This window comes from Thermorhabdus hydrogeniformans, from assembly GCF_049310025.1.
GTDB lineage: Bacteria > Bacillota > Thermosediminibacteria > Thermosediminibacterales > Tepidanaerobacteraceae > JBJYKD01.
Genome location: NZ_JBJYKD010000013.1, coordinates 16,548 through 39,373 on the forward strand (window position 1 = coordinate 16,548; position 22,826 = coordinate 39,373).

The following is a 22,826-nucleotide window of genomic DNA, read 5'->3' on the forward strand; positions in this document are numbered from 1 at the left end:
GATAACATTTGTAATGTATATCGAGCAGGCTCGTTTCCGCTAATAATTTAATTTTGCATGAAATATATTTGTATAAAGAAATCGGATTTTTGGAAGGGCGCGCTACAGGTCTAATTAATAGCAAATTGGGGGAGTGCCTATGCAAAATCAGGGAAGGACCAGGTTTACACTTCTTGCCATTTCAAAGCTCTACAATACCCGTATAAGCATGGTGGGGGTGGACGAAAACCGGCGATGGGTGAGGCCCATGCCCATGTATCAATCGGACCTTTTTAGGGGCGATGAAAAGATTTTTGAGATTTTCGGCGTAACGGAAATGAGCTTGAACGACTGGTGGGGGCCGGCTCCCCGCCCGGAGGACCGCTTCTTTATCAGGAACGAACAGACGGCCCCCGGCCTTGTGAAGACTTTGGGCGAGGTGGAAAGGGTAAGGCTCTTGAGAGCCCTGGTGGACCCGTCGGTGGATGCCATTTTCAGCCGCGGGAGGACCCTGGGGCTGATAAAGCCCGTAGTAAAGGATGTGAATTTCCGGCGAAATCCTTACGATCCGGCCTCATACGAAGCCCGCATGGTATTTAAAGATATGCTGTCGAATACGGAACACAACTGGATGGTTACCGACCTTTTGTGGCACAGGATATTTGAGGATTTCATACGCGAAAACCCCGGTCTGCTGTCGGCCAAATTAAAAGAGACCAGAGAACTGCTGAATACGCGGGAGAGCTATCTTGTCGTGGGCCTGACCAGGCTTTTTTTGGAGCACCCGGGCCCCTATGGCGGATGCTGGCCACAAATCCTGGGCGTAATCATGCTGTAACTTGCCGGACGTCTTGAAGGCGTCTTTTTTTATTGCACACCGGAGGGATTTTTTTGTAATTAAAGATATCGCGTTGGTCCGAGGGATATATTCTAGAATTTTTTCTTATCATATCGATAGCTTTATTCGAAGCTATAACGGCAAGCCAGGCATGAAATTTTTTTATATCTCTCAATTTATCAAAGTTGTTGAATGCCGCTATAAAAGCCTCCTGGACGGCGTCTTCGGCGATGGAATCGTTGAGGGTAATCAAACAGGTCGATTTATATATCTTATCAAAATACTTGTCTAAAGCATTTCAAATAGATCGCTATTTTCCAAAATTCCATCACCCCTTACAATCTTTCCCTGCATGTCCATTATATCACAAAAAGATTATAAAATATTTTTAAAATGTTTACATAATGTTGAAACCTTTTAAGGGATTTTTACGACTATATAACGAAAAAAATCGGGGTCTCATGGATAGACTTAAAAGTTATACCTTTGTGAATTATCAATCTCTTTTTTCCCACCAGAATATCGGTATCGACTTATAAAATCGGGCAAAAAACTGAATTAAAAGAACAAGTAAATCATGGAAACATAGAAAGGAGGTGAAGAATTATGACAGAATTGTTAAAAAGGAAAATTATAATAAGTGCTGCATGTTTATTCACACTTATTGGTACAGTCGCTGCTATTGAACCTATGTGTATAGGGTGGTTTTACCGCCCTGAGGTCCTGGAAATCTTGAAAGGCCCAATTAAAAAGAAGAATGGTGTTGTATAACCTTTCTTCGAAAAGAAAAGTAACCACATTAAAAATTATATACGAGGACAGTAACTTTATCGAAAATTAAACATTAATGGGAGGCAAATACAATGATTAAATCAATAAAGTCAAGTATGATACTTTTTATCCTCTTAATAGTATTATTTTCAACAGTGCTTTGTAATTTAGGATTAGCTGAAGATCAAATCACATTATATTTTTACAATTAAAATATATAAATGGATACAACTTTGAGGATGTTTTTTATTTTAAACCCAAAGAATCAGCTATAGCAGAACCGCAAGGTGTAGATCCGGGAGATTTGAACTTAGTTATTGACCCGGGACATGGAGGTACAGATCCAGGTGCTTATAATACAGAAGTGTCTGGTAGTATATATGAAAAAACTGCAACCCTTGATATCGGATTAAAACTAAGATCTTATTGTGGAAGTCTGGCAAAATCTATATATATGACAAGAACTACAGATGAAACAGTAGGTGAGACTCTTAGAGAAAGTAGAATAAATAATTCTGGTGGTAATTTACTTATTTCAATTCATCACAATTCAACAACCAACCATACAGCAAATGGTATTGAAACATATTATTATGATTCTGCGGATCATTATATAGCCGATGATGTTCATATAAAAGCAAAGGAAGCATATTTTGGCTCAACTTATGGGTATTTTAGTGATAGAGGTGTAAAATATGGAAATTACTATGTTCTCAGAGATACTACGGTTCCCGGATGTTTAGTAGAAGCAGGTTTTATTTCCAATACTGATCATGACTATCAAATAATAAATAGTAGCTCATACCGTGACGAAATAGCATATCATTTATATCTGGGTATAAGAAACTATTGGCTGGGTTATTAAAATGTTATAATGATTTAGGGGCCCTATTTAAGGGCTCCTTATATAGGAGGTTGTATCATAAAATGAATAAATCAATCTTTTTTTTCATTCCAGGTTTTATCTTGACAATGGAAGCAATATTATACTATATAATTTTTGGGATTTTACCTTATGGTTTAAACAAGGAATTTAATTTGTTTGATTATGCGTTAACAATCAATAACTTCGATTCCACAAGATTGTGGATGGGATTCATTTGCTTGAGTATTTTTATTTCTAGTTATAATACAAAATGCAAAATAAATAAAAACCTCATTAAGATAATATATTTAATTTCGGGCTTTTTTATAGGAATGAATTTGATGTTAAGTTCTTATGTTTATATGACAAATCGTTTACATAGAAATTTTATTTTTAATTTGGCTTCATTTCAAAATTATTTTGGAGTAGCGGTTTATTCACTCTATGGATTATCCTTCATTATAATAACGCTTTATTGTACACATTTTTACGTCCCTAAAAAAGCAATAAAATTCCTAGGCACATTACTCATTATTTTTTCGATTATCATTATTACATCGGGCTGCAACTACTCAAAGAAACCTTTAACCGTAGAAATACCTCCTGCCGATCAAAAATACATTTACTATAATTTTGAGAACTCATTACTGATTCCGGTCCCGGCAAAATCGAAAAATGTTCAGGATTTCAAACATGAGTGGCTAAATTCGCTGGATATTAAAAACAAACCATATATGTCATTTCTAAAGAGAGATTATATAAAAAGCTTGACAATAAAAGATGGTATAGTTTACTTGGATTTTACTAAAGGAATCATTGATTACGGGCATTCTATAAATAATCCTCATTTTATTGCCTATGCGATGGATGCGGTGGTAAAGAACTTTACTCAATTTGAAGGAATAAAAAGCATAAGACCAACAGTAGAAGGGGAAAAAGCTGCTGAAATAGCATCAGAAGGTTTAGCAGAAGAATATGGCAAAGGGCCTTTAGATAGATTGGTTAATATGGCTGCCATTTTTAGTGATATCAAAGGAAAAAATGTAATGATTTATGCAATCCAGAAAGATCTGCAAGAACCTATTTTAATACCTTATACCATACCCGTTCCGGAAAAAATAATTATTGATGGCAAACTACTTGAAATAGATTCTATAAATAAAATTATTGAAAAAACTATAAATATACAATTTAAACCGGATGAATATTTACCAAACGTTATTTCTCTTTTTAAAAAAATTTATGGTAACCAAGAGTATACTTACAAGATAGAAGATAATATACTGAAAATATTTCTGCCGGAAAAACGATATAGTTCAGAGTTAAAACTGTTAGTAAAAAGCATAGCTATTTATGCCTCTCAATTTAACCTAAACTTTGAGATTTTCGTGGGGGAAAATAAAGTTAATGTAATTTCTGATTCTCAGTAGCGTCACTTGCAGGAGTTGACAAATGGGGCCGTACCTAAATTGTCAACTTGTATTAAAACAATACAATAATCTGGAAAAAATCAAAGGAGACAAGTTATGAGAAAGATATTATCTTTGTTACTGCTTTTATCATTAATAACCTTTTTTATGATATACATAACATCATGTTATGATCTAAAAAAAGATGCATGGAAAGAAACTGTAAAGGAAAAGCTATATGCCTTTCAAAACAGTGACGGAGGATTTAAAGATGACTCATCTACAAGCCCATCCTCCCCCCAGGCCACTTACAAAAGCCTGTACATACTGACAAAATTGGGATATGAAGTTAAAAACCCGGATATTGTAGAAGAATACTTGAGAAACACTCTAAAGGCATTACTGGAAAACCCGGACTATCACCCCCTGGTGATGCTGAACATATTAAAAGCCCTCCAAATACTGAGTAAAGACAAAAACATAAAATCCATTCTAAAAGAGCCCGACTCGAATTTATATGAAGCATTCATCCATAACACCTATCAGGGCCTTGAAGAACAATTGAACCGGCAGGACTTTGAACAGGCGCTATACGACATATCAAGCTACGTCGAAATCCTTGTGATGCTGGGCGAAGAAATCCCGGACACTTTAAAGCAAAAAATATATACTAACTCCGAAAAAATAATCGGCGAAAACCTGAATCAAATACAACAGCTTCCATACTTCCCCTGTACTACTCTGTAAAACTGCTGGACAACATCAACATCATCAGCTCTTACAACCAACAAATTGATTCCTTTGCAAAAAAATTATTGAATCGGGAGATAAATAAGGCGGAAAAAGGAGACCTTTTAATATTTTATTATGCAATGATGACCCAGAAGTATAACCATGTTCTGGAAGAACCCTTACTTTGCTCCAATGATTATCTGAATTTCTTTAAATCGGCATCCGGCGGAGTAAGACAGAACAGCGACCAGGTGCCATCCCTTTCCATGACGGAAAAATACATACAGATGACCTCGTTCATGAACAGCTACAGAATGAAGACTTCAGACAGAGCCGTTGAAGGATATGACGGCCGTACCATGAGTTCCTCGATTTCCGGTTATAAATTCAGGCGCCTGGAAGATTGTGATCTTATCCTGTTGAAACTGTACAACGCTGAACACAGCCTCTGGAATAAATATTACATTACTGACGGGAAAACTAAAATACCTGCCAAAACCAAAGTTTCTCATACAGCCGAATATAATGATATAGTTGTTTTTCAAATCCCAAAAGGAGCTGCAAGCACGAGGCTTTATTTCTATTTTTCGGAAAAAGGATATACAGAAGTCCCGAGATTTTAAAAAAGAAAGCAAGGAGTCCGCCATTAATTATGCGTTAATCAACTTTATATGAGATATGACGATGGGACAGGGTACTTGTCACTTCACAACTCCACCGTTCCCCACCCAAAATGGGGACGAGCACAAATGTGGACGTACCTAAATTGTAAAAAATATATCCCGCCCCAACTTCAAGGTGTTGACAAATAAGGTACTTTCCCCATTTGGCCTTTGAGAGATGAGCATTTGAAGATTAAGGATGAATATAACTTCAGCCCTTGCCACAGAACAAAATATATCCTTTATCATAAAGCATTTCAAACAAATCACTGTTATAAATTCCGATATTTCCTTACTGGAGGTTTTCGCTATAAGCTAAGTATATTATTGTAATATTAGACCGGCTTTTAACCGGTCTTAGTTTTACCTTATAGATTTTCCTATGCTTATAATTTCCTCCTCCGCCAGAGGGCCGGAAATACTGTAGAACATCGCCGGTGTGTGCCAGAGGAGCTGGCGGGTATCGTTATTCTTAAACCAAATGAGTGTGGCCTCAAAACCATTCACATCCACTGTTTTAACATCGGTATTGTTTTTTCTGAAATTGTAAGAAAAAGCGGTGGGTCTGGTAACAGGAGTTTCCTCTATGGTGAAATATCTGTCATTGTTGCTGGCTTCATATTTAAGCTCGATGGAAGACATTCTGCTGTTTTCATCTCTTATGAATACTCCGGAAAGCCGATATCCATCGGGGATGTATGCTGGAAGGACAATTTCATAATCCAGCATTTTTTGAACCTCGTCGGGACTGCGATAGGCTTTTTCACTCACGGCATTTATTTCATCCTGGTCTTGCTCTAAATCCTTGCCTGTCTGAGTAATGCCTGAAATATTAACCACGTTTCCAAAAAAACTTTTTATAGTTTTGAAAAAACCATGACCTGCAAAGGCGCTGTTGCCCGTGCCTGCAACAAATCCCATAAAAAATACGAGCAGGACGGCTGCGGCAGCCAGTGTTCTTTTCACCCACACCTGTTTTTTAACCTTCTTTGAAACACTGAGCTCTTTTTTTATTTTTAGCCATATCCGCTTTTTATCCGGTGAAACAATATCATCGGAAATTTTTTTTATCTGTTCGGAAAAATACATATCAAATTCATCTTTATATTCCTTCATATAACTTCGCGCCCCTCCTGGGATTTTTGGGATTCCAACAATTTCTTTAATATGTTTTTTGCTCTATGAAATCTGCTTTTAACTGCCGCTGCGGAAATACCCAAAACTTCTCCTATGTCTTTAAATGGGAGGTCATAATAGTATCTTAATATTACAACTTGACGGTAGGATAAATTCAGCTTATTTAAAGCATTGATTATCTTCAGCTTATTTTCTTTATCAAGGATTAAGTCTAACGGATCTTCAGAAAAATATTTTTGCTGTAAACTATCCAGCTCATCTGAAGGAAACATTTTGGAATTTTTTCTTATCATATCGATAGCTTTATTCGAAGCTATAACGGCAACCCAGGCATGAAATTTTTTTATATCTCTCAATTTATCAAAGTTGTTGAATGCCGATATAAAAGCCTCCTGGACGGCGTCTTCGGCGATGGAATCATTGAGGGTAATCAAACAGGTCGATTTATATATCTTATCAAAATACTTGTCGTAAAGCATTTCAAACAGTTCGCTGTTTTCCAAAATTCCATCACCCCTTACAATGTTTCCCTGCATGTCCATTATATCACAAAAAGATTATAAAATATTTTTAAAATGTTTACATAATGTTGAAACCTTTTTGGGGGTTCATGCGACTATATAATGAAAAAATCGGGGTCTTCGTGGACAGACTTAAAAAGTTATACCTTCTATTAACCTCAAAAAAAGAAATGGTAAGTTATGATGATTGGGAAAAATACTAAGAAGGTCTCAGATATTGTTATATAGTAGAGGGAATTTTTACAAGAAAGAAGGTGATTCTATTGAAGGATTATCTTTAAAGTTAATATTCTTGATTAAAAATAAATAAGAGGTGATAAATAATGATTAGAAAAAGTTTTATCGTGCTGCTAGTGTTTTGCCTGTTTATAGTGCCTGTAGCTTCTGCTACTCAATTGGAAGGAATAAGAGAGCACATTCCTGAAATTATACCAAAAGGGGATTTTGATAAGTATATTAATGAAAATTACTCATCCAGTATAGGTATTGAAGCAATTTTGAATATAGACTTACCAGTTCCCAGGTTTAGCCAGCACGATCCCGATTGGGCAGAAGAAATCATTAATGGTTCAGAGCCGGCAAAAACATTTTCTGAGGAAGGCTGTGCGCTTTGTAGTGTAGCAATGGTTTTTAAATATTTTGATATAGATACTGATCCATTGACTCTTAATAATGATCTTGGTACAGCTGCCTATCCACTAGATTGGTATAAGGCTCCAAAACTGGGTGCTGATGGTCAACTTGAAGTTGTTACCTTTAGACAGTACCCAAGCTGGAATACCATTTATAGCACTTGTGTTAGTGCATTAGAAGATGAAACGCCTGTTATTGTGGGTTTTATAAAAAGTGGGAAAAAGCATTTTGTGGTTGTAAAAGGGGTTTATGGTGATGGAAGATCCGCTGATGATTTTGAACTAATTGATCCTAATGGCGGCGTTATTAGAACATTAGATTATTTCGAAAACCGGACACCATATGAAATAATCATCTATCAACCCAAATAATCTTGGAGCAGGTTTTTACCCTACTCCAAACATTATAATTGTTAGGAAGGTCTAAAATGCGAAAGAAATTATTTTTTTTAATCTGTCTGGGAACCATAATGATATTTATAACTTACCATTTTTATGCATTTCAATCTCCAAAACTTACAGAACAAGAGGCAAAAGACCTGGCCAGAAATTCTTATGAAGCATTTAATTATCTTTTAGAAGGCGGGGAGAAATCTACGGTTGATGAAAAGATATTCAAACTGAGAATCCTTGATCAAAATATAGACTCTGAGCAAAAAGTAATTGCACTTTTAAAAAAATATTTTACCAGTGAAAGAGCTAGAATTATTTATGAAACTTTAGGGTTTGAAACGGTGAATGGAATGTTTTACAAAGAACTTAGTGATATTTGCGGTCTTTTTAAATGGGAAAACGCAATAATTTATGATATAAAATTTAATAAAAATATGGCTCGAGCAGTATTTTTAGTTCCGTTTGAATCAGAAACAGGTACGCATTATAAAGAAACTGTAGTAGAATATATTTATTTAAAAGAGCAGGGTTGGAGAATAAACTCTCAAATATATTGATAAATTAGCCCCTGTACTACTGCGTTTTCCTGCTTAATTACCCTTGTAAAAGCAAATGTCAACGATCCATAGGATGGTAAAGTTAAACTTCTGTCAGATCTTACAACCGGAAATAAATATGAACGTTATATCGTTATCTTTTCCAAACGGTAGGTGATAATGTACAGACCGTGTCTACACCCAAACTTATTGCATCCTGTTTCATATTAACCGTATTGCTTTTCACCGCAGCTTCCTGCTCCTCCTCTACAACTGGTAAGGAATAGCTTTTATCGATGGGAACGGGTCGATAGCAATCGTTGATTCTTCGGGAAAACATATGCGCCGATTATCTAACAGTCATAAAGCCAGATCCCTGGCATGGTCGCCGGATGGAAGCAAAATAGCATATCAAAGGTGGGACGACGAGGAATCATCTCTTTGGATTTTAACGGTTGATGATGGTAACGAAGTGATAGCCTTAAAAGAAGAGCGCCCTGGTTGTTCGGGTTCCTGGTCGCCGGACGGCAAATTCCTTGCGGTAGATGCAGGAGGATCTCTATACATACTTTCAGGTTCAACTTATGAAGTTAAAAACCGGGTCCCTTATTCCCTTAGGTATATATGGTCTCCCGACAGCAGATTTATCGCAACAAGTATACCGTTGCCTGTTGATCCTCCTTTGGATATTCAGGAAGGCACCTCTTACAGTCTTGCGATAATTGATCCGGAAACGGCATCTATTCGCGTCATCTTATAAGGAAGCGCGGACTATTATCTCATGCCCATCGACTGGGATAAAGACGGCATAGTTTTTCTCAAACAGCCGGTGATCCCGTTAAATCTTCTGGTGAAGGGGTTTACGGACGGGTGAATCTGCAAGGCGAGGTTTCTGACTCAAATATATTTAGAGACTTTGAAGCATTAAAACTTCTTCTGGAGAACTTGTGGTCCACGGCCGGACAGTTTTCTTGGTCAAATGATGGTACCGAGGCAGTAGTAAGGGTGAGTAATGCTGACAATTACCAGATTTACCTCATATCTTTGCCCAATAAAACGCATTGCCTTTGGTTGAAGGCACATCGCCTGCCTGGCGGCCTCGCTAGAAAGCTGCAGCTTATTGAAAAAAAGACGGAAAAAAGATCGTATGAACTTCTCGCTGTAAGGAATTAACTCAACCCCACCACCTGCCGCAATATTTTTGTACCGTTGGCCTGCTGATTTTAAAGTTACAAAAAAATTTTTAAAATGTAGCATAATGTTGAAACCTTTTTGGGGATATATACGACTATATAGCGAAAAAATTAAAAATTAGGAGTGATCGGTTTGAAAACATATAGATTTTTAGTACCAATATTGTTATTGCTAGCCCTCTTCAGTCCTTTGGTTGCCGCTGCTCCTATATCTGCATCAGAAAACTATGCAGTTTCCCACAATGAAAGGGATTTTTTAAAGGAAAAAATAAAAGGGTATGAGGTACAGACCGATGATTATCTGATCGACATATGGCACTGCCAAATCAGAGATGTGGGCAATGGGAACGTGGAACTGTACGGTTATACCCAATGCAACAGAACATGCGACAAAGTAAGTGTTAAATTAGTACTTCAACAGTTATCGGGATCTTCATGGATAGACTTAAAAAGTTATACCTTTGTGAATTATCAATCGGATTATGCATACGGGGCAAAGACGGTGCCGGTGTCTCAAGGCAAGTACTATCGGGTTAAAAGCTACCACTATGCGGAAGACGGATCGTTGGTAGACGAAACAACCGCTACAACGGATAAGATCATAATCAATTAAACCCATCAGGAAAGCAAAGAACGCCGAGAAAAATAGAAATCAGCAATAAAGGCAAACTTATCGAAAGATAAGGGCGCAAAGCCATAAGGTCTAAAGTGCCCCCGCACTATGATAGCCTGGCTGCCATTGATGACTTCACACAAGAACTCAAAGACTTGTGTATGCATGCCATATATTCATTCAATTCCAGGGGATTATAGCGAGAGGGAAGGGGTGATGAGATCGTGATATGGACCTGTTGGAAGCACGTTTTGTATTATGGTTAAAAAGATTTATGGGATATTCGGTTCCACGGCTTGCCAGCAAACACCGGGAATATCGGAAAAAACAATTATTGATTCTCGATTCCCCGGCTTACGATGACAATGAAGGATTATTTGAAAGATGAGTATTTGAAGATGAAGGACGATTAAATATTTATGTAATAAACAAGCTTAAATATTTTTTAATTTTTTTGTACAAGCGGTTGTTATTTTAGAGTGTAGATGTACTATAGTAGAAGGAAAAATTTAGGCGAAAGAGGGTGGTTCCGTTGGACATTAATTGATTAGTCTCAAAAAGGTAGTTGCAAACTTGTTAAAAAAAATGAAAGGATGAAAATACTATAAAAAAAATTGTTTCTGTTTTATTGATTTTTATGTTAATTTATTAATTTTTTCACAGGATTAGTACTTGATGATTTAGAAGATGGCTTAAAAGGTAAAGGTGATGCAGAATCATATTACAGGTTGGTACATAAATACGGTCAAGTCTATCATAATGGTAGTTGGAAATCTTACTATGACACTTATCAGAGTGAATGGTACTGGTGTCACAAACAAATTAGTTATAATGATGATGGTAGTGTAAAACATACGACTGATAAAAATTATTTTCCTGAAACTTATTTACCTATTCAGTGGATGTGGACGTCTGACTTTTATGATGATGAAACAATTTCAGAGGTAGCATTGTATCAATACTCTGTTGAGCCTGAACTTTCAAAGCCCATTCGTGATTTTTATAGATATGAAGATGGCAGAGAAGATTGGGCTGCTGAAGGCAGGATGCCATATTAGGAGAATATTGAGGGCTCTAAAACTGTTTAGAGCCCTTTATTACGAATCAAATACTAACTATTGAGGAGCAAATTGTATGTATTTTAGAAGAAACATATTGTCTATTATTATCTTATTGGCAGCATTATTTTTATTCGGTTTTTATCTCATTGATAATATGCCGGAAAAAATCGTAGGAAGGACATTGAAACAGGTTAATGCCGGGAATATAAATAATCTAAAGCTGGATCAAGCAGATATAGAAAAGATAAAATCTTTCACCAATTATACCACTTCCCACAAACAATTTGAGCCACCTATTATAACTATAAGAAGGGCAGCAAAAATAAAAAACAGAATTGAAATAATCGCATCTTTTACCTGGATAGAATATGGTCAAGACGGTCAAGTAATTGATAATTATACAGGATCACTGTTATTCGATTTAATCGAAATTTCACCTTTTAAATGGGAGATCCAACGAGTTGAAATAATAAAAAATATATCGTAGTAAACAACTTTTTTATAAAAAATTCTGTATGTGAAGATCGTTCGATGAAAATTATGGTTAGGAGGCTGTAGCTCTCTCGCACTTTCTGACCGCATTCTGCTCAAATTGAACGTCCGAAATTTGACCCAATTTATTTTACCATACACCCATACCTTAAAAGCACGCCTTGGAAGGGGTATGGTTTGCCCCTTACCACTGTTTGGAGCTCGTTATATACGAAATTAAATATTGATAGTGTATTTTGTGTTCATGGTTGCGGCGGGAAAATTTGGCTCCGGTCTGATTGCTGATATCCAATTTTTAATTTTTAAGACAGGTGGTGATTGATATTAAAAGAATTTACAAAATTGCTAAAACCGCTTTAATTATTCTAGTTGCGCAGTAGAAAGTAATGAAGGGAACAGTCAAGGAGCTTACGGGCGGGTGATGACAACATATATGGTAAGGGCTTTAGTATCCTGAAAAAACTGCTTATAATTAATAAACCATAACAAGAGGGGCTTTTGCCCATCTTGTGAGGAGAGATTTAATATGGGAAGAGGAAAAAAGTTTTTTATTATTAGCATTGGAGTTTTATTGACATTATGTTTTATTTACAGGCTTGAGTTTTATAAAAGTATTCCATCCGGGCAAATAATGTGGAATGTCCAAGATCCTGAACAAGATGAACAATCTATTTTTCCGATAGCTGACGTTGATCCAATTAGGAAGACTCTTTATATCGCTATGGACAATAATACTATCAAGGCTTTAAATGTTTCAGGCAAAGAAAAGTGGAATATTCAACTAAATGAACAATGTTTAATTAAAAATAAATATATGTTGGCACATTTATGAAACCTTCAAAAGTGTGGGCTATTGATTATAATGGTAAGATTCTTTGGGAATACTCTAAAAATCCATCGGTTATTATGGATCTTGCTGTTAACAATAACGAAATTTATCTTTCCTGTATGGATTCAGAACTGATACAAAAGATTTTTGACGACCAAATTGATAAAGAAACCGCTAATCCGTGTAATGTAGTGTGTTTGGGCGATAAAGGCAAAGAAAAGTGGACTAGTACTATCCCTGGAGCGAAATATGGTTCCGACGACATCTTATATTCTTCTAATAATAATAGTATATATGTAATAGGTTTCCGGGGAGACTGCTACAATTTATGCTGCTTCGATGCAGAAGGAAGACTCAAATGGAATACTGAAAATCTATATAATATAGATCCCTGGTGGCACAATTATTCTTTTATTGTCGATAAGCAGGGAAATATTTATTTGGGAACTTTTAACAATAACCTTATTAAACTGGACAAAAACGGAAATAAATGCTGGATGTTTACTTCTATAAAAAAGAACGCTTCAGGGGCTCTTCCTATCGCTATTGACGAAGTACATGACATAGTGTTTGTTGGGATGGCTTACTATGAAAAAAAGACGGAAAAAAGATCATATGAACTTTTTGCTGTAAGGAATTAACTCAACCCCACCACCTGCCGCAATATTTTTGTACCGTTGGCCTGCTGATTTTAAAGTCACGAGACTATATAGTGAAAAAAATTAAATGAAGTCATTTTAAGTCGATTTATACGATTTTGTTTCATAGTGTCAGTTTTCTAGTACCTATAAGGATTTTGTTAGGAAACATAATCATGTTTATTCCCATGGGCTTTCTTTTACTTATCGATAAAAATGTAATATTTACTCATAATAAACAGTAATGACGAAAGGGGCACATTTTTCTGTTTCAATAAAAAAGATCGATGTGAAAAATTTTAAAGAAGCAAGAATCCTTTCAGACGGAGCGGACTATCTTTGTTTTCTTCACGGAGGAGTTAGGGAGCTTAGAAATTATATTTCGGAGGTTTTGTTCCTTGCTTTAGACACGGTTGTAATCGGGTGACCGTTTACGCTTTTCATTGTGGTCAAGGCGTTTTGGTATTCAGCCATATACTGGTTAAATTCATTCAAATACACATTTACCAAAAACGGACTGGTGAGTGAACATACTATTTGTGCTGCCTGTGCTGCCAGCGGTAGCGGCAGAATGGAGGTTATGATGAAGAAAACAGTGCTTTTAAGCATTATTTTATTTGTTTCCTTATTAGTTGGTTGCGGTAGGGTATAATATGAAATTATAGATCATCAGAAAAAATTAGTAAAGTTTTCCTGTGCACATCATGTTTAAAAAAATAGAAAGGATGTTTACATGAATAAGTTAAATTATAAAAAGATTATCACAGTCTTATTTCTTGCTATTATTAGCATTTATCTTTTGATCACAACCTTAGAAATAATGATTGGATTTATTTATTTGGATACTCAAAATTGCATTATATCTCTAAAAATGGAGAAAAAAAGTTTCAATACATTGGGACCAATATTTTTAGTGAGATATCTATCGATTTTAAATTAAGAAATAATTGGGAAGATGAAACGTTTTATTTAAAAGGCATATCAGGGTTAATGATTGCAAAGAAAGATGGATATACAGATATATCCACTTATAGTGAATACTATCATTTACAGTTGTTTAACTATAAAAGACTTACTCAATACTGGTCGGATTTTATAATCCGGGATTACAAGAATTGATTTTGCTTTTTTCACCATAGAACCCTTGTCTAAGCTGCCAAAGCTTTACCCAAAACATAAGCCCAGATATCAAAATGTTTTTTTCAGCCTTAGCAGTAGCCCACCCTTAGTGGTGAGCTGCCGACTATATTTATTGTATTATTTTAACAGACCTATCCAGCGTTGAATGGAGGGTATTATTAATGGTGAAAGAATAACGGCGATGAGGGTGACGATTATCATTACATTTGTTTGATGCGCAGACTCTCGGATTTGATTTACTTCCGAATGAAGTTGCTCAAACTTATTATTTAAAGTAAGAATCTCTTGTTTTAATTCGTTTCTAACGGAAACTATTTTTTGTTCTAATTCGTTTTTAACGGAATCTATCTCTTGTTTTAATTCGTTTCTAACGGAATCTATTTTTTGATTTAGTTCTGTTTTTACGGAATTTATTTCTTGTTTTAATTCGTTTCTAACGGAATCTATTTTTTGATTTAGTTCTGTTTTTACGGAATTTATTTCTTGTTTCAGTTCTGCCCTTAACAACTCCGATTTTGAATCGGTTCTGTCCCTTAAATCATTTATCTGTTGCGAAAGATAAAAATATGCTGTTTCGCTTATTTTTGCCATATTAGTTTCGTTTGACTCGGTTCCACTGGCAATTTCCCTTTTGGCTTTTGATAAATCCTCCATCGGCATACTCATCACATCCTCTCCCCTGATTAATTTTACCATATTCGTGTAAGGGCAACAACTGTTTTAATATAATGTTTGTGGTTATTTTATGATAATGTCACGTAGACGGGAGAAAAAATTTTTAAAATGTAGCATAATGTTGAAACCTTTTTACGGTACTTTGACTTCCAATTGGACTGCCGGCATGATAACACATACTAATCTTTGCGGTTCAGATAGCTTTTTGGCGGAACAGGATACCACTACGATCCCTGGGACCCTGAAGAAATTTGGGTAAATTTCGAGAGTACAGTAGTGATATGGATGCAGTATATTTATGGCCTTAAAGGAGATGAATGTAAAAGGCAGTCCGGTAGGCTGCCTTTTACACGATATTTTAATTTTTGAGACAGGTGGTGATTTGATATTAAAAGAATTTACAAAATTGCTAAAGCCACTTTAATTATTCAGGTTGCAATGTATCTTTTGTTCTTTTTTTATGGCAAGCCATGGGAAAGTGAAAAATATAGAAAAGAGGTTATAGATTATTTAAAGAATAAATATACAGAACCCATGATAATAAGAGAAATATCGTATGATTTCTTACATAACCGTTACTCGACGGAGGCTTTCCCCGAATCTCATCCGGAATTGGTCTTTAATATAAGAAATTTTAAAGACGATTATAATATTGTGCTCTGGCGCCATCAAGCCCGTAATGATTTCGAATCTGTTCTGAAAGATATATACGGATATCCTGAGAAGTGCACCTTTTCTGCTGAACCGGATAGGGATGAAATACTGGACCTTCAGCTTGACTTTCAGGGAAAAATACCTGACTATATAACGGCAAAAGTTCCTATAGAAATTGATATTGCTATAAGATATGGTCTTACAAAAGAAAATAAAAAACGTGAGTATGAAAAACTGCTGGATCTTATAGATTTTATCAAAGACAAAAAAATGCAAATTACATTTATTATGGTTGAATATAATCAAAGTGGACAATATTTCAAAATCCCTGAAGAATTTCTTCATGAAATAAATGATGCAGATGATTTATCCAAGTGGTTGTTTTATGACAGGGATTAAAAATGGATAAAATATGAACGCTCATATAGAATCGTTCCATTTGAATAGACCGAACTATGAAAGTCATATTTCACAACAAAATAAATTGACAAAAAAATCTTAAAGATAAAATTTGAAAATTCTATTATGCCTTAAACAAGGCGTCTCAAAATATCTAGTATGCGGCGATTATTTTTATAACCGGGTGTATTTCCTATCTTCAAATCCATGTTCGCCCTTGCTTCGTATTCTGCTATCCAATCCCTCCTGCCGTCTGCGCTGGCTTTTGTTAAGAATATATTGGGCCTTACTTTTTGAGGTGATTTACCAGGATCAAAAGTTAAGATCGCATGATCTGCTAGAGATATCTCTCCTGCTTCATACAGTTTTGAGGATATATCACAAAGTTCCTCTAAAGAAGCATTTCTGATATCATATTCTTTAGCAAGTTCTTCCCAAATATTTGAAGAATACCCCGTCTTATGCTCCGTCTTTACTTTTTCCTGCGTCAAGCAATATGTTTTGGGATTATTGCGTACATTAGATTTCATATTTGTCGTGACATATGGCGTTGTTTGATAATAATTTGTGTTGACTATCATTTATCCTTCGCTCCTAATGTTGATTATAATTTTATTTTATATTTTATATAATTTATGCTAAATATTATATTAAATCCGTCATTTTATTCCAAGGATAATTTAATGAAGTGAGAATTTTTGTTAATTGATTTATTCAACTTAACTTTTTAACCTCACCTGTGATCTTTATTTTATTTTTTCAATATATAGTCGCATAAACCCCTAAAAAAGTTTCAACATTATACAAACTTTTATAAAATATTTTTTAGCGATGCCTTTACAGGAGAGTTCAAAGCCAAGGTCGTACTGGAAATCGCCATAGGGCGGTAGTATTTATTATGGCCATACACTAGCTTTATGAAGGAAGTTTATGATTGGTTAATTAGTGTCAAGTTGTCAAGGGTTCTACATTTTTTATTTGGCTGAGGAATTCCATTTCTTTAGGTATAAAGGTGTTCTACAGATTTGATGAGGAACGTTTTTCAATGGTAACTAGGTAGGAAAACGAAATAGCATAGGGGATAATTTATCAATATATTTGTGAGTTTATTCTCCAACCCTGGTCTTTCAAATAAATATATTCTACTACCTTTATCAATATAATGTGTACCTGTTTCTGATTAAGGCGGAGATATTTTTAAGTGATTTGGAATTATTAAATAAATGTCACCAGTCGCGCCTTTGTGACTTAATATCTTTTTCTTGATAAAGCGGGACTATAGCGAGTATAATACAATTAGAAGGATCATAATTATTAAATATATGTCACCATAGATCCGGTGACATATTTTAAAATAACCTGAAAAGTCAAATTAAGGAGGTATTTTGAATGAGGGCGAAAATTCAGGCTTTCGGGAGATTCCTGAGCGGTATGGTAATGCCCAACATAGGCGCCTTTATCGCATGGGGCTTGATTACGGCGTTCTTCATCCCCACCGGCTGGGTGCCCAATGAACATCTGGGCAAACTGGTGGGCCCGATGATTACCTACCTGCTGCCGCTGCTCATAGGATACACCGGCGGCAAGCTGGTGCACGGCGCCAGGGGAGGAGTCGTGGGGGCCGTAGCCACCATGGGCGTTGTGGTGGGTTCCGACATCCCGATGTTTATGGGCGCCATGATCATGGGCCCCCTTGGCGGCTACGTCATCAAGAAATTTGACCAGGCCGTGCAGGACAGAATACCGGCCGGCTTTGAAATGCTTGTCAACAACTTTTCGGCGGGAATCATAGGTATGATTATAACCCTGCTGGCCTATGTAGTAATAGGTCCGGTGGTGCTGGGGCTCAACAAAGTCCTGGAGGCCGGAGTGCAGGCCATAGTCAATGCGGGCCTACTGCCACTGGCGTCGCTCTTTATAGAACCGGCCAAGATTTTATTCCTCAACAACGCCATAAACCACGGCATTCTGGCACCCCTGGGAGTCGAGCAGGTGGCCAAGACGGGTAAATCCATATTCTTCCTGCTGGAGACAAACCCCGGGCCCGGCCTGGGCGTGCTGCTGGCCTACTGGCTGGTGGGCAGGGGCACGGCGAAACAATCGGCACCCGGCGCCGTCATAATCCACTTTTTCGGCGGAATTCACGAAATATACTTCCCCTACGTCTTGATGAATCCAATTCTGATCCTGGCGGTCATCCTGGGTGGAGCCACGGGGGTATTCACCTTTGTGGTGCTGGGCGCCGGCCTTGTGGCGACACCTTCACCCGGCAGCATCTTTGCCGAAATTGCCATGACGCCTAAAGGCGGATACTTCCCGGTGCTGGCGGGCATTGCGCTGTCGGCTCTGGTCTCCTTCCTGGTTTCGTCGGTACTGCTGAAAAGATTTGCCGGTCAGGAAGAAGGAGATATTTACGAGGCCCAGGAGATGGTGGACCGGCTCAAGGGCAAGAAAGCCTTTCACGCCGTTGAAAAAAAGGCTGCCATAAATAAAATAGTTTTCGCCTGCGACGGCGGCATGGGTTCCTCGGCCATGGGGGCTTCCGTGTTGAGAAAGAAGATACAGCAGGCAGGACTTGATGTAGAAGTCGTCCATGCGGCTATAAACGAGATTCCGCCGGATGCGGACCTGGTCATTTCTCACAGGGAATTGACCCCGAGGGCCAGGGCTGCCGCCCCCAATGCGGAACACATCTCCATAGAGGCTTTCGTCAACAACCCGGTGTACGACGAGATAGTAGAAAGGTTGAAAAAATAAGGGAAAATGGTGAATAATAAGAGTAACAGCTTTGCTGTTACTCTAACTTTTGCCGGGGAAAATCCCGCGGGACCGGTTGATGCCCTGCCGGGCCCGGGGAAATGCCCGTGAGGCGCATATATTCTTTTTGGGACCGGTGAAAAACATGGATTTGCCTTTTTCCGAAAGAGAGATCAAAATGGTGGGTTTTTTACTGCAGGGTCCCGCCACCGCCGAGAAAATAGCAAAAAACCTTGGAATAAGCCGCAGAACTGTGCTCCGGGAGCTGCCGGATCTTTCCAAAAAACTGGAGGCCTTTAATGTAACCCTGGAAAGGAAGGCCGGGAGCGGCCTGTCTCTAAAGGGGGATGAGGAAGACCTGAAAAGGCTGCGGCGGGAGCTGGAAAGCACCACGGGCCAATCCAGGATAACCCCGGAAGAGCGTCGGCAGGCCATACTGCTTTATCTGCTGGAGCAAAAGGAACCCGTAAAACTCTATGCCATTGCAAGCCGCTTCAACGTGACCGAAGCTACCATCAGCTACGATCTGGACAGGATTGAAGAAAACGTCAGCCGCTACGGCCTGAAACTCCTCCGCCGGCCGGGGCTCGGGGTAAGGCTTGAGGGGCCTGAGGAGGGGCTTCGGCAGCTTATCCTGGACCTTTTCTACCGGAACTTTCAGGAAGACCAGCTGTTGAAGATTCTAAAGGATAACATCCCTGGCGGAAAACCGCCGCAGGGTTTCAACTCCGGAGAGGTGAGAGACCGGTTGTTGAAGCTGATAGACGCCCGGGTGGTCGAAAAAATAGAAAGGGCCCTTGACGACCTGCTGGACGATCTGAAATTTCCCCTGGCCGACAGCGCCTATGCCGGGCTGGTGGTGCACATCGCCCTGGCCCTGGACAGACTGAAGGGCCGGGACACAGTATCCATGGATCAAAATCTGCTCATGAGTTTGAAAAAAACCAGGGAATTCGACCTGGCGGATAAACTTTCCCGGGAACTGGAGAGATCTTTCGGCATTAAAATACCCGAAGAAGAGACGGGATATATCACCATGCACCTGCTGGGCGCCAAAATCCGCGCTGACGGAGGTTTCGACGAATTCTTCCTGATAGACCACAGGGAGGCCACCGAAGCCGCCGGGCTTATTTTGCAAAAGGCCGGTGAGGAACTCGGCACGGATCTTCTCCAGGACAGGAGGGCCCTGGAAGACCTGGCTGTGCATTTAAAACCCGCCATCTCGCGCCTCTGCCTTGGGATGGAGATAAGAAACCCGCTGATAAAAGAACTCCGGCAGAACTATCCCCGGCTTATGGAAGTGGCCCAAAAAACCGCCCGTATCATTGAAGATAAGTTCGGCGTAAAGGTGCCCGAACCCGAACTGGGTTTTATAGCCATGCACATAGGCGCGGCCCTGGAGAGAAAGGAAGGCGGGGGCAGGGTAAAAGTGCTTCTGGTCTGCGCCAGCGGCATAGGCAGCGCACGGATGCTGGCCGGCAGGGTAAAGAAGGAACTGCCGGAGCTGGATGTGCAGCAGGTGGTGTCGCTGGCGGATGTGATGAAAGCCCTGGAGAAAGACCCCTTTGTGGATATGGTGCTTACGACGGTGCCCCTCGAGCTCGACGGGATACCCGCGCTTAAAGTCTCGCCGCTGCTGACCGAACAGGATATCAGGTCGATAAGGGAGCGCTTAAAACTCGGAGTAAAAAACCGCGGCAGGTCCGGCGCCGAAGATGCCCCGTTAAAAGCTGACAAAGCGGATACCGGTGGCAGGGCGGGCGTTATCTTCGACCTGCTGGAAGACTTCATGCTGAAAGAAGGTATAGAAGCCCGGGATATAAGAGAACTTGTTACGAAAATCGCCGGAACGATATCGGATGCCGTCCCGGGCGTATGCCGGGCTAAAATAAAGGAAGACCTTTTTTCCCGCCACAACATGGCGGGCTGCGGGGTGCCTGGTAAGGGTCTGGCGGTGCTCCACGCCAGGAGCGCCGGGGTCGCAAAGCCTTTCCTCGGGGTTTTCCGCCTGAAAAACCCCCTGGTCATGAGAAATATGGACGGAGCTTTAGAGGCGGTTTCGACATCGCTGGTGATGCTGCTGCCATCAAACCCATCGCCCGGTGAGAGGGAGGTTATGGGTCAAATCAGCGCCGCCATTATAGAGGACCCCGGCTTTGACGCACTGCTGCGGGAGGGTGCTGAAGCGGATATTATCAGAGAATTGCTCAAGATATTGAGATAGGGAGGAAAAGCATGACTTTCAACTGGTTTAGAAAAAAGGAGAAAAAAGAAAAGGAAGATGAAATCCTGACAAAAGACTCCATTTTACTGAACGCCAGTGCAAAAGACAAATACGAGGCCATAGAGATAGTAGGGGGTATCCTGGTAAAGCAGGGCAAAGTTGATCCTTCATATATAGACGCCATGAAGGCCCGGGAGGATATGCTGACAACTTACATCGGAAACGGCATAGCCATTCCCCACGGAGTGGGGGAAGCCAAAGAAAAAATCATCAAGAGCGGCATTTCGGTGGCCCGGTTTCCGGAGGGAGTGGATTTCGGGGGGAACAAGGCTTATCTTGTCATAGGAATTGCAGGGAAGGGTGACGAGCACCTGGATATTCTGGCCAATATCGCCTCGGCATGTGAAGACGGGGAGCGGGTCAGGAAGCTCATAAACAGCGCTTCGAAGGATGAGATTTATGACATACTGACGGGAGGGGGACACAATTGAAGAACGCGGTGCACTTCGGGGCCGGCAATATAGGCCGGGGATTTATAGGGCTTTTGCTTTCCCGGGCGGGATACCGGGTGACTTTTGTCGATATATCGAAAGATATAATTGACGCCGTAAACGCCAGGGGGCGCTATACCGTGACCCTGGCGGGAGAGGTGGAAGAAGCTCTCACGGTCGAGAACATCAGGGGCGTTCTTTTCACCGACGAGGAGCGGGTGGCTGAAGCCGTTTCCCGGTCGGATATCGTCACTACGGCCGTCGGGCCGGGAGTCCTTCAAAGGATAGCTCCAGCGCTGGCCCGGGGATTGCAACTGAAGATTTCTGTCAATCCGGACGCCCCTTTGAACATAATCGCATGTGAGAATATGGTCGGGGCGTCGGAATATTTAAGGGGGGAAGTTTTCAAGCGCCTCTTGCCTGAGGAGATTGCCGCCCTTGAAAAGTCGGTGGGATTTCCCAATGCCGCGGTGGATCGCATAGTCCCTCCCCGGAAGGGCGATGATATTCTGGCGGTTACCGTGGAGCCCTATTTCGAATGGGTCGCCGATCGAAAGGCCTTTAAAGGCCCGATTCCCGAAATACCCGGCATGCGGGCGGTGGAAAACCTCGGGGCCTATGTGGAGCGGAAGATTTATACGCTGAACACAGGCCACGCCGTGGCGGCTTACCTCGGATACCTCAGGGGATACGGCACCATAGGGGAGGCCCTCAAAGATCCGGCCGTATTTGAAACCGTAAAAGGCGCCATGGAGGAGGCGGGTACGTATCTTGTGGCACGCTTCGGTTTTTCTCCCGGTGAGCACCAAAAGTATATAGAAAAGACCTTAAAGCGCTTTGTAAATCCGGCTTTGAAAGATGAAGTGGTCCGGGTGGGGCGCCAGCCCCTGAGGAAGCTGGGACCGGAAGACAGGCTGGTGTACCCCGCCGTGAAGGCGGCTGAGCTGGGGCGAACCCCGGAGAACCTGGCCCGGGGCATCGCCGCGGCGTTGAAGTTCGACTACGAGGGGGATGAGGAAGCCAGGATCCTCCAGGATATGATAGGCAATGAGGGAGTTAAAAAGGTTCTGGAAAAAATATGTGGTATCTCTGAAAAGCACCCGTTATATGAGGTAATAATGAAATATTATCGCCATAGCTAGACGGAATATGATTTTTGTGAAAAGGATGTTATATCATTTTTGT

At 39.8% G+C, this 22,826-nt stretch carries 24 protein-coding genes and 1 riboswitch; of the genes, 19 read left to right on the forward strand and 5 right to left on the reverse strand.

All coding sequences use genetic code 11. From position 1 onward, the window contains the following. Nucleotides 1-139 precede the first annotated feature (139 nt). Nucleotides 140-817, forward strand: a complete 678-nt coding sequence (locus ACKX14_RS08160) for a hypothetical protein (protein WP_422446488.1) — start codon at nt 140-142, stop codon at nt 815-817. Here the strand turns inward: ACKX14_RS08160 and ACKX14_RS08165 are convergent. Beyond that, nucleotides 807-1,070, reverse strand: coding sequence for an RNA polymerase sigma factor (locus ACKX14_RS08165; RefSeq protein WP_422446490.1), 264 nt, complete (start codon nt 1,068-1,070; stop codon nt 807-809). The genes ACKX14_RS08160 and ACKX14_RS08165 overlap by 11 nt on opposite strands. A 353-nt stretch (nt 1,071-1,423) precedes the next feature. Between ACKX14_RS08165 and ACKX14_RS08170 the strand changes: the two genes are divergently transcribed. From ACKX14_RS08170 to ACKX14_RS08190, 5 genes are all read left to right on the forward strand, one after another. Beyond that, complete coding sequence (locus ACKX14_RS08170; RefSeq protein WP_422446492.1) at nt 1,424-1,588, forward strand: AgrD family cyclic lactone autoinducer peptide; 165 nt, start codon at nt 1,424-1,426, stop codon at nt 1,586-1,588. Nucleotides 1,589-1,892: 304 nt separating this feature from the next. Then, a complete protein-coding gene (locus tag ACKX14_RS08175; RefSeq protein ID WP_422446494.1) occupies nt 1,893-2,453 on the forward strand; it encodes an N-acetylmuramoyl-L-alanine amidase family protein in 561 nt (186 codons plus the stop codon). A gap of 62 nt (nt 2,454-2,515) precedes the next feature. After that, nucleotides 2,516-3,883, forward strand: a complete 1,368-nt coding sequence (locus ACKX14_RS08180; RefSeq protein WP_422446496.1) for a GerMN domain-containing protein — start codon at nt 2,516-2,518, stop codon at nt 3,881-3,883. A 96-nt stretch (nt 3,884-3,979) separates the two neighbouring features. After that, nucleotides 3,980-4,609: a hypothetical protein gene (locus ACKX14_RS08185; protein ID WP_422446498.1), complete on the forward strand. Its 630-nt coding sequence runs from the start codon at nt 3,980-3,982 to the stop codon at nt 4,607-4,609. A gap of 68 nt (nt 4,610-4,677) precedes the next feature. Further along, nucleotides 4,678-5,217 (forward strand): hypothetical protein, encoded by a 540-nt coding sequence (locus ACKX14_RS08190; RefSeq protein ID WP_422446500.1) that lies wholly within the window; start codon nt 4,678-4,680, stop codon nt 5,215-5,217. A gap of 402 nt (nt 5,218-5,619) precedes the next feature. Here ACKX14_RS08190 and ACKX14_RS08195 read toward each other — a convergent pair whose 3' ends face one another. Then, nucleotides 5,620-6,372, reverse strand: coding sequence for a DUF4367 domain-containing protein (locus tag ACKX14_RS08195; protein WP_422446502.1), 753 nt, complete (start codon nt 6,370-6,372; stop codon nt 5,620-5,622). Next, the gene (locus ACKX14_RS08200) at nt 6,369-6,896 is read right to left on the reverse strand and encodes an RNA polymerase sigma factor (RefSeq protein ID WP_422446504.1); all 528 of its coding nucleotides are present in this window, start codon (nt 6,894-6,896) and stop codon (nt 6,369-6,371) included. The genes ACKX14_RS08195 and ACKX14_RS08200 overlap by 4 nt, the downstream gene beginning before the upstream one ends. A gap of 341 nt (nt 6,897-7,237) precedes the next feature. On the opposite strand from ACKX14_RS08200, the gene ACKX14_RS08205 reads away from it, so the two are divergent. The 7 genes from ACKX14_RS08205 (at nt 7,238) to ACKX14_RS08235 (ending at nt 13,304) form a co-directional block, all read left to right on the forward strand. Next, complete coding sequence (locus ACKX14_RS08205) at nt 7,238-7,918, forward strand: C39 family peptidase (protein WP_422446506.1); 681 nt, start codon at nt 7,238-7,240, stop codon at nt 7,916-7,918. Nucleotides 7,919-7,974: 56 nt separating this feature from the next. Then, complete coding sequence (locus ACKX14_RS08210; RefSeq protein WP_422446508.1) at nt 7,975-8,496, forward strand: DL-endopeptidase inhibitor IseA family protein; 522 nt, start codon at nt 7,975-7,977, stop codon at nt 8,494-8,496. Nucleotides 8,497-8,815: 319 nt separating this feature from the next. Further along, entirely contained in the window at nt 8,816-9,235 is a 420-nt protein-coding gene (locus ACKX14_RS08215; protein WP_422446510.1) for a hypothetical protein, read from the forward strand. A gap of 566 nt (nt 9,236-9,801) precedes the next feature. Further along, entirely contained in the window at nt 9,802-10,281 is a 480-nt protein-coding gene (locus ACKX14_RS08220) for a hypothetical protein (RefSeq protein ID WP_422446512.1), read from the forward strand. 40 nt (nt 10,282-10,321) lie between these two features. After that, nucleotides 10,322-10,409: riboswitch (cyclic di-GMP riboswitch) on the forward strand. A gap of 1,006 nt (nt 10,410-11,415) precedes the next feature. Next, nucleotides 11,416-11,829, forward strand: a complete 414-nt coding sequence (locus ACKX14_RS08225) for a hypothetical protein (protein WP_422446514.1) — start codon at nt 11,416-11,418, stop codon at nt 11,827-11,829. Nucleotides 11,830-12,360: 531 nt separating this feature from the next. Next, entirely contained in the window at nt 12,361-12,666 is a 306-nt protein-coding gene (locus ACKX14_RS08230; protein ID WP_422446516.1) for a hypothetical protein, read from the forward strand. Then, entirely contained in the window at nt 12,663-13,304 is a 642-nt protein-coding gene (locus ACKX14_RS08235; RefSeq protein WP_422446518.1) for a hypothetical protein, read from the forward strand. Before ACKX14_RS08230 ends, ACKX14_RS08235 begins: the two co-directional genes overlap by 4 nt. Before the next feature lie 1,254 nt (nt 13,305-14,558). On the opposite strand, the gene ACKX14_RS08240 is transcribed toward ACKX14_RS08235, so the two are convergent. Then, nucleotides 14,559-15,107: a hypothetical protein gene (locus ACKX14_RS08240; RefSeq protein ID WP_422446519.1), complete on the reverse strand. Its 549-nt coding sequence runs from the start codon at nt 15,105-15,107 to the stop codon at nt 14,559-14,561. A 307-nt stretch (nt 15,108-15,414) separates the two neighbouring features. Here ACKX14_RS08240 and ACKX14_RS08245 point away from each other — a divergent pair, with 307 nt between their 5' ends. Next, complete coding sequence (locus tag ACKX14_RS08245) at nt 15,415-15,540, forward strand: hypothetical protein (RefSeq protein WP_422446521.1); 126 nt, start codon at nt 15,415-15,417, stop codon at nt 15,538-15,540. 14 nt (nt 15,541-15,554) lie between these two features. Further along, nucleotides 15,555-16,169, forward strand: coding sequence for a hypothetical protein (locus ACKX14_RS08250; protein WP_422446523.1), 615 nt, complete (start codon nt 15,555-15,557; stop codon nt 16,167-16,169). Nucleotides 16,170-16,300: 131 nt separating this feature from the next. Here ACKX14_RS08250 and ACKX14_RS08255 read toward each other — a convergent pair whose 3' ends face one another. Further along, entirely contained in the window at nt 16,301-16,750 is a 450-nt protein-coding gene (locus ACKX14_RS08255) for a hypothetical protein (RefSeq protein WP_422446525.1), read from the reverse strand. A gap of 808 nt (nt 16,751-17,558) precedes the next feature. Here ACKX14_RS08255 and ACKX14_RS08260 point away from each other — a divergent pair. From ACKX14_RS08260 to ACKX14_RS08275, 4 genes are all read left to right on the forward strand, one after another. Further along, entirely contained in the window at nt 17,559-18,926 is a 1,368-nt protein-coding gene (locus tag ACKX14_RS08260) for a PTS mannitol transporter subunit IIBC (RefSeq protein ID WP_422446527.1), read from the forward strand. A 136-nt stretch (nt 18,927-19,062) separates the two neighbouring features. Further along, entirely contained in the window at nt 19,063-21,150 is a 2,088-nt protein-coding gene (locus tag ACKX14_RS08265) for a BglG family transcription antiterminator (RefSeq protein WP_422446596.1), read from the forward strand. An 11-nt stretch (nt 21,151-21,161) separates the two neighbouring features. Further along, on the forward strand, nt 21,162-21,641 hold the full coding sequence (locus ACKX14_RS08270; protein WP_422446529.1) for a PTS mannitol transporter subunit IIA: 480 nt from the start codon (nt 21,162-21,164) through the stop codon (nt 21,639-21,641). Further along, nucleotides 21,638-22,783 (forward strand): mannitol-1-phosphate 5-dehydrogenase, encoded by a 1,146-nt coding sequence (locus ACKX14_RS08275; protein ID WP_422446531.1) that lies wholly within the window; start codon nt 21,638-21,640, stop codon nt 22,781-22,783. The genes ACKX14_RS08270 and ACKX14_RS08275 overlap by 4 nt, the downstream gene beginning before the upstream one ends. Nucleotides 22,784-22,826: the final 43 nt, after the last annotated feature.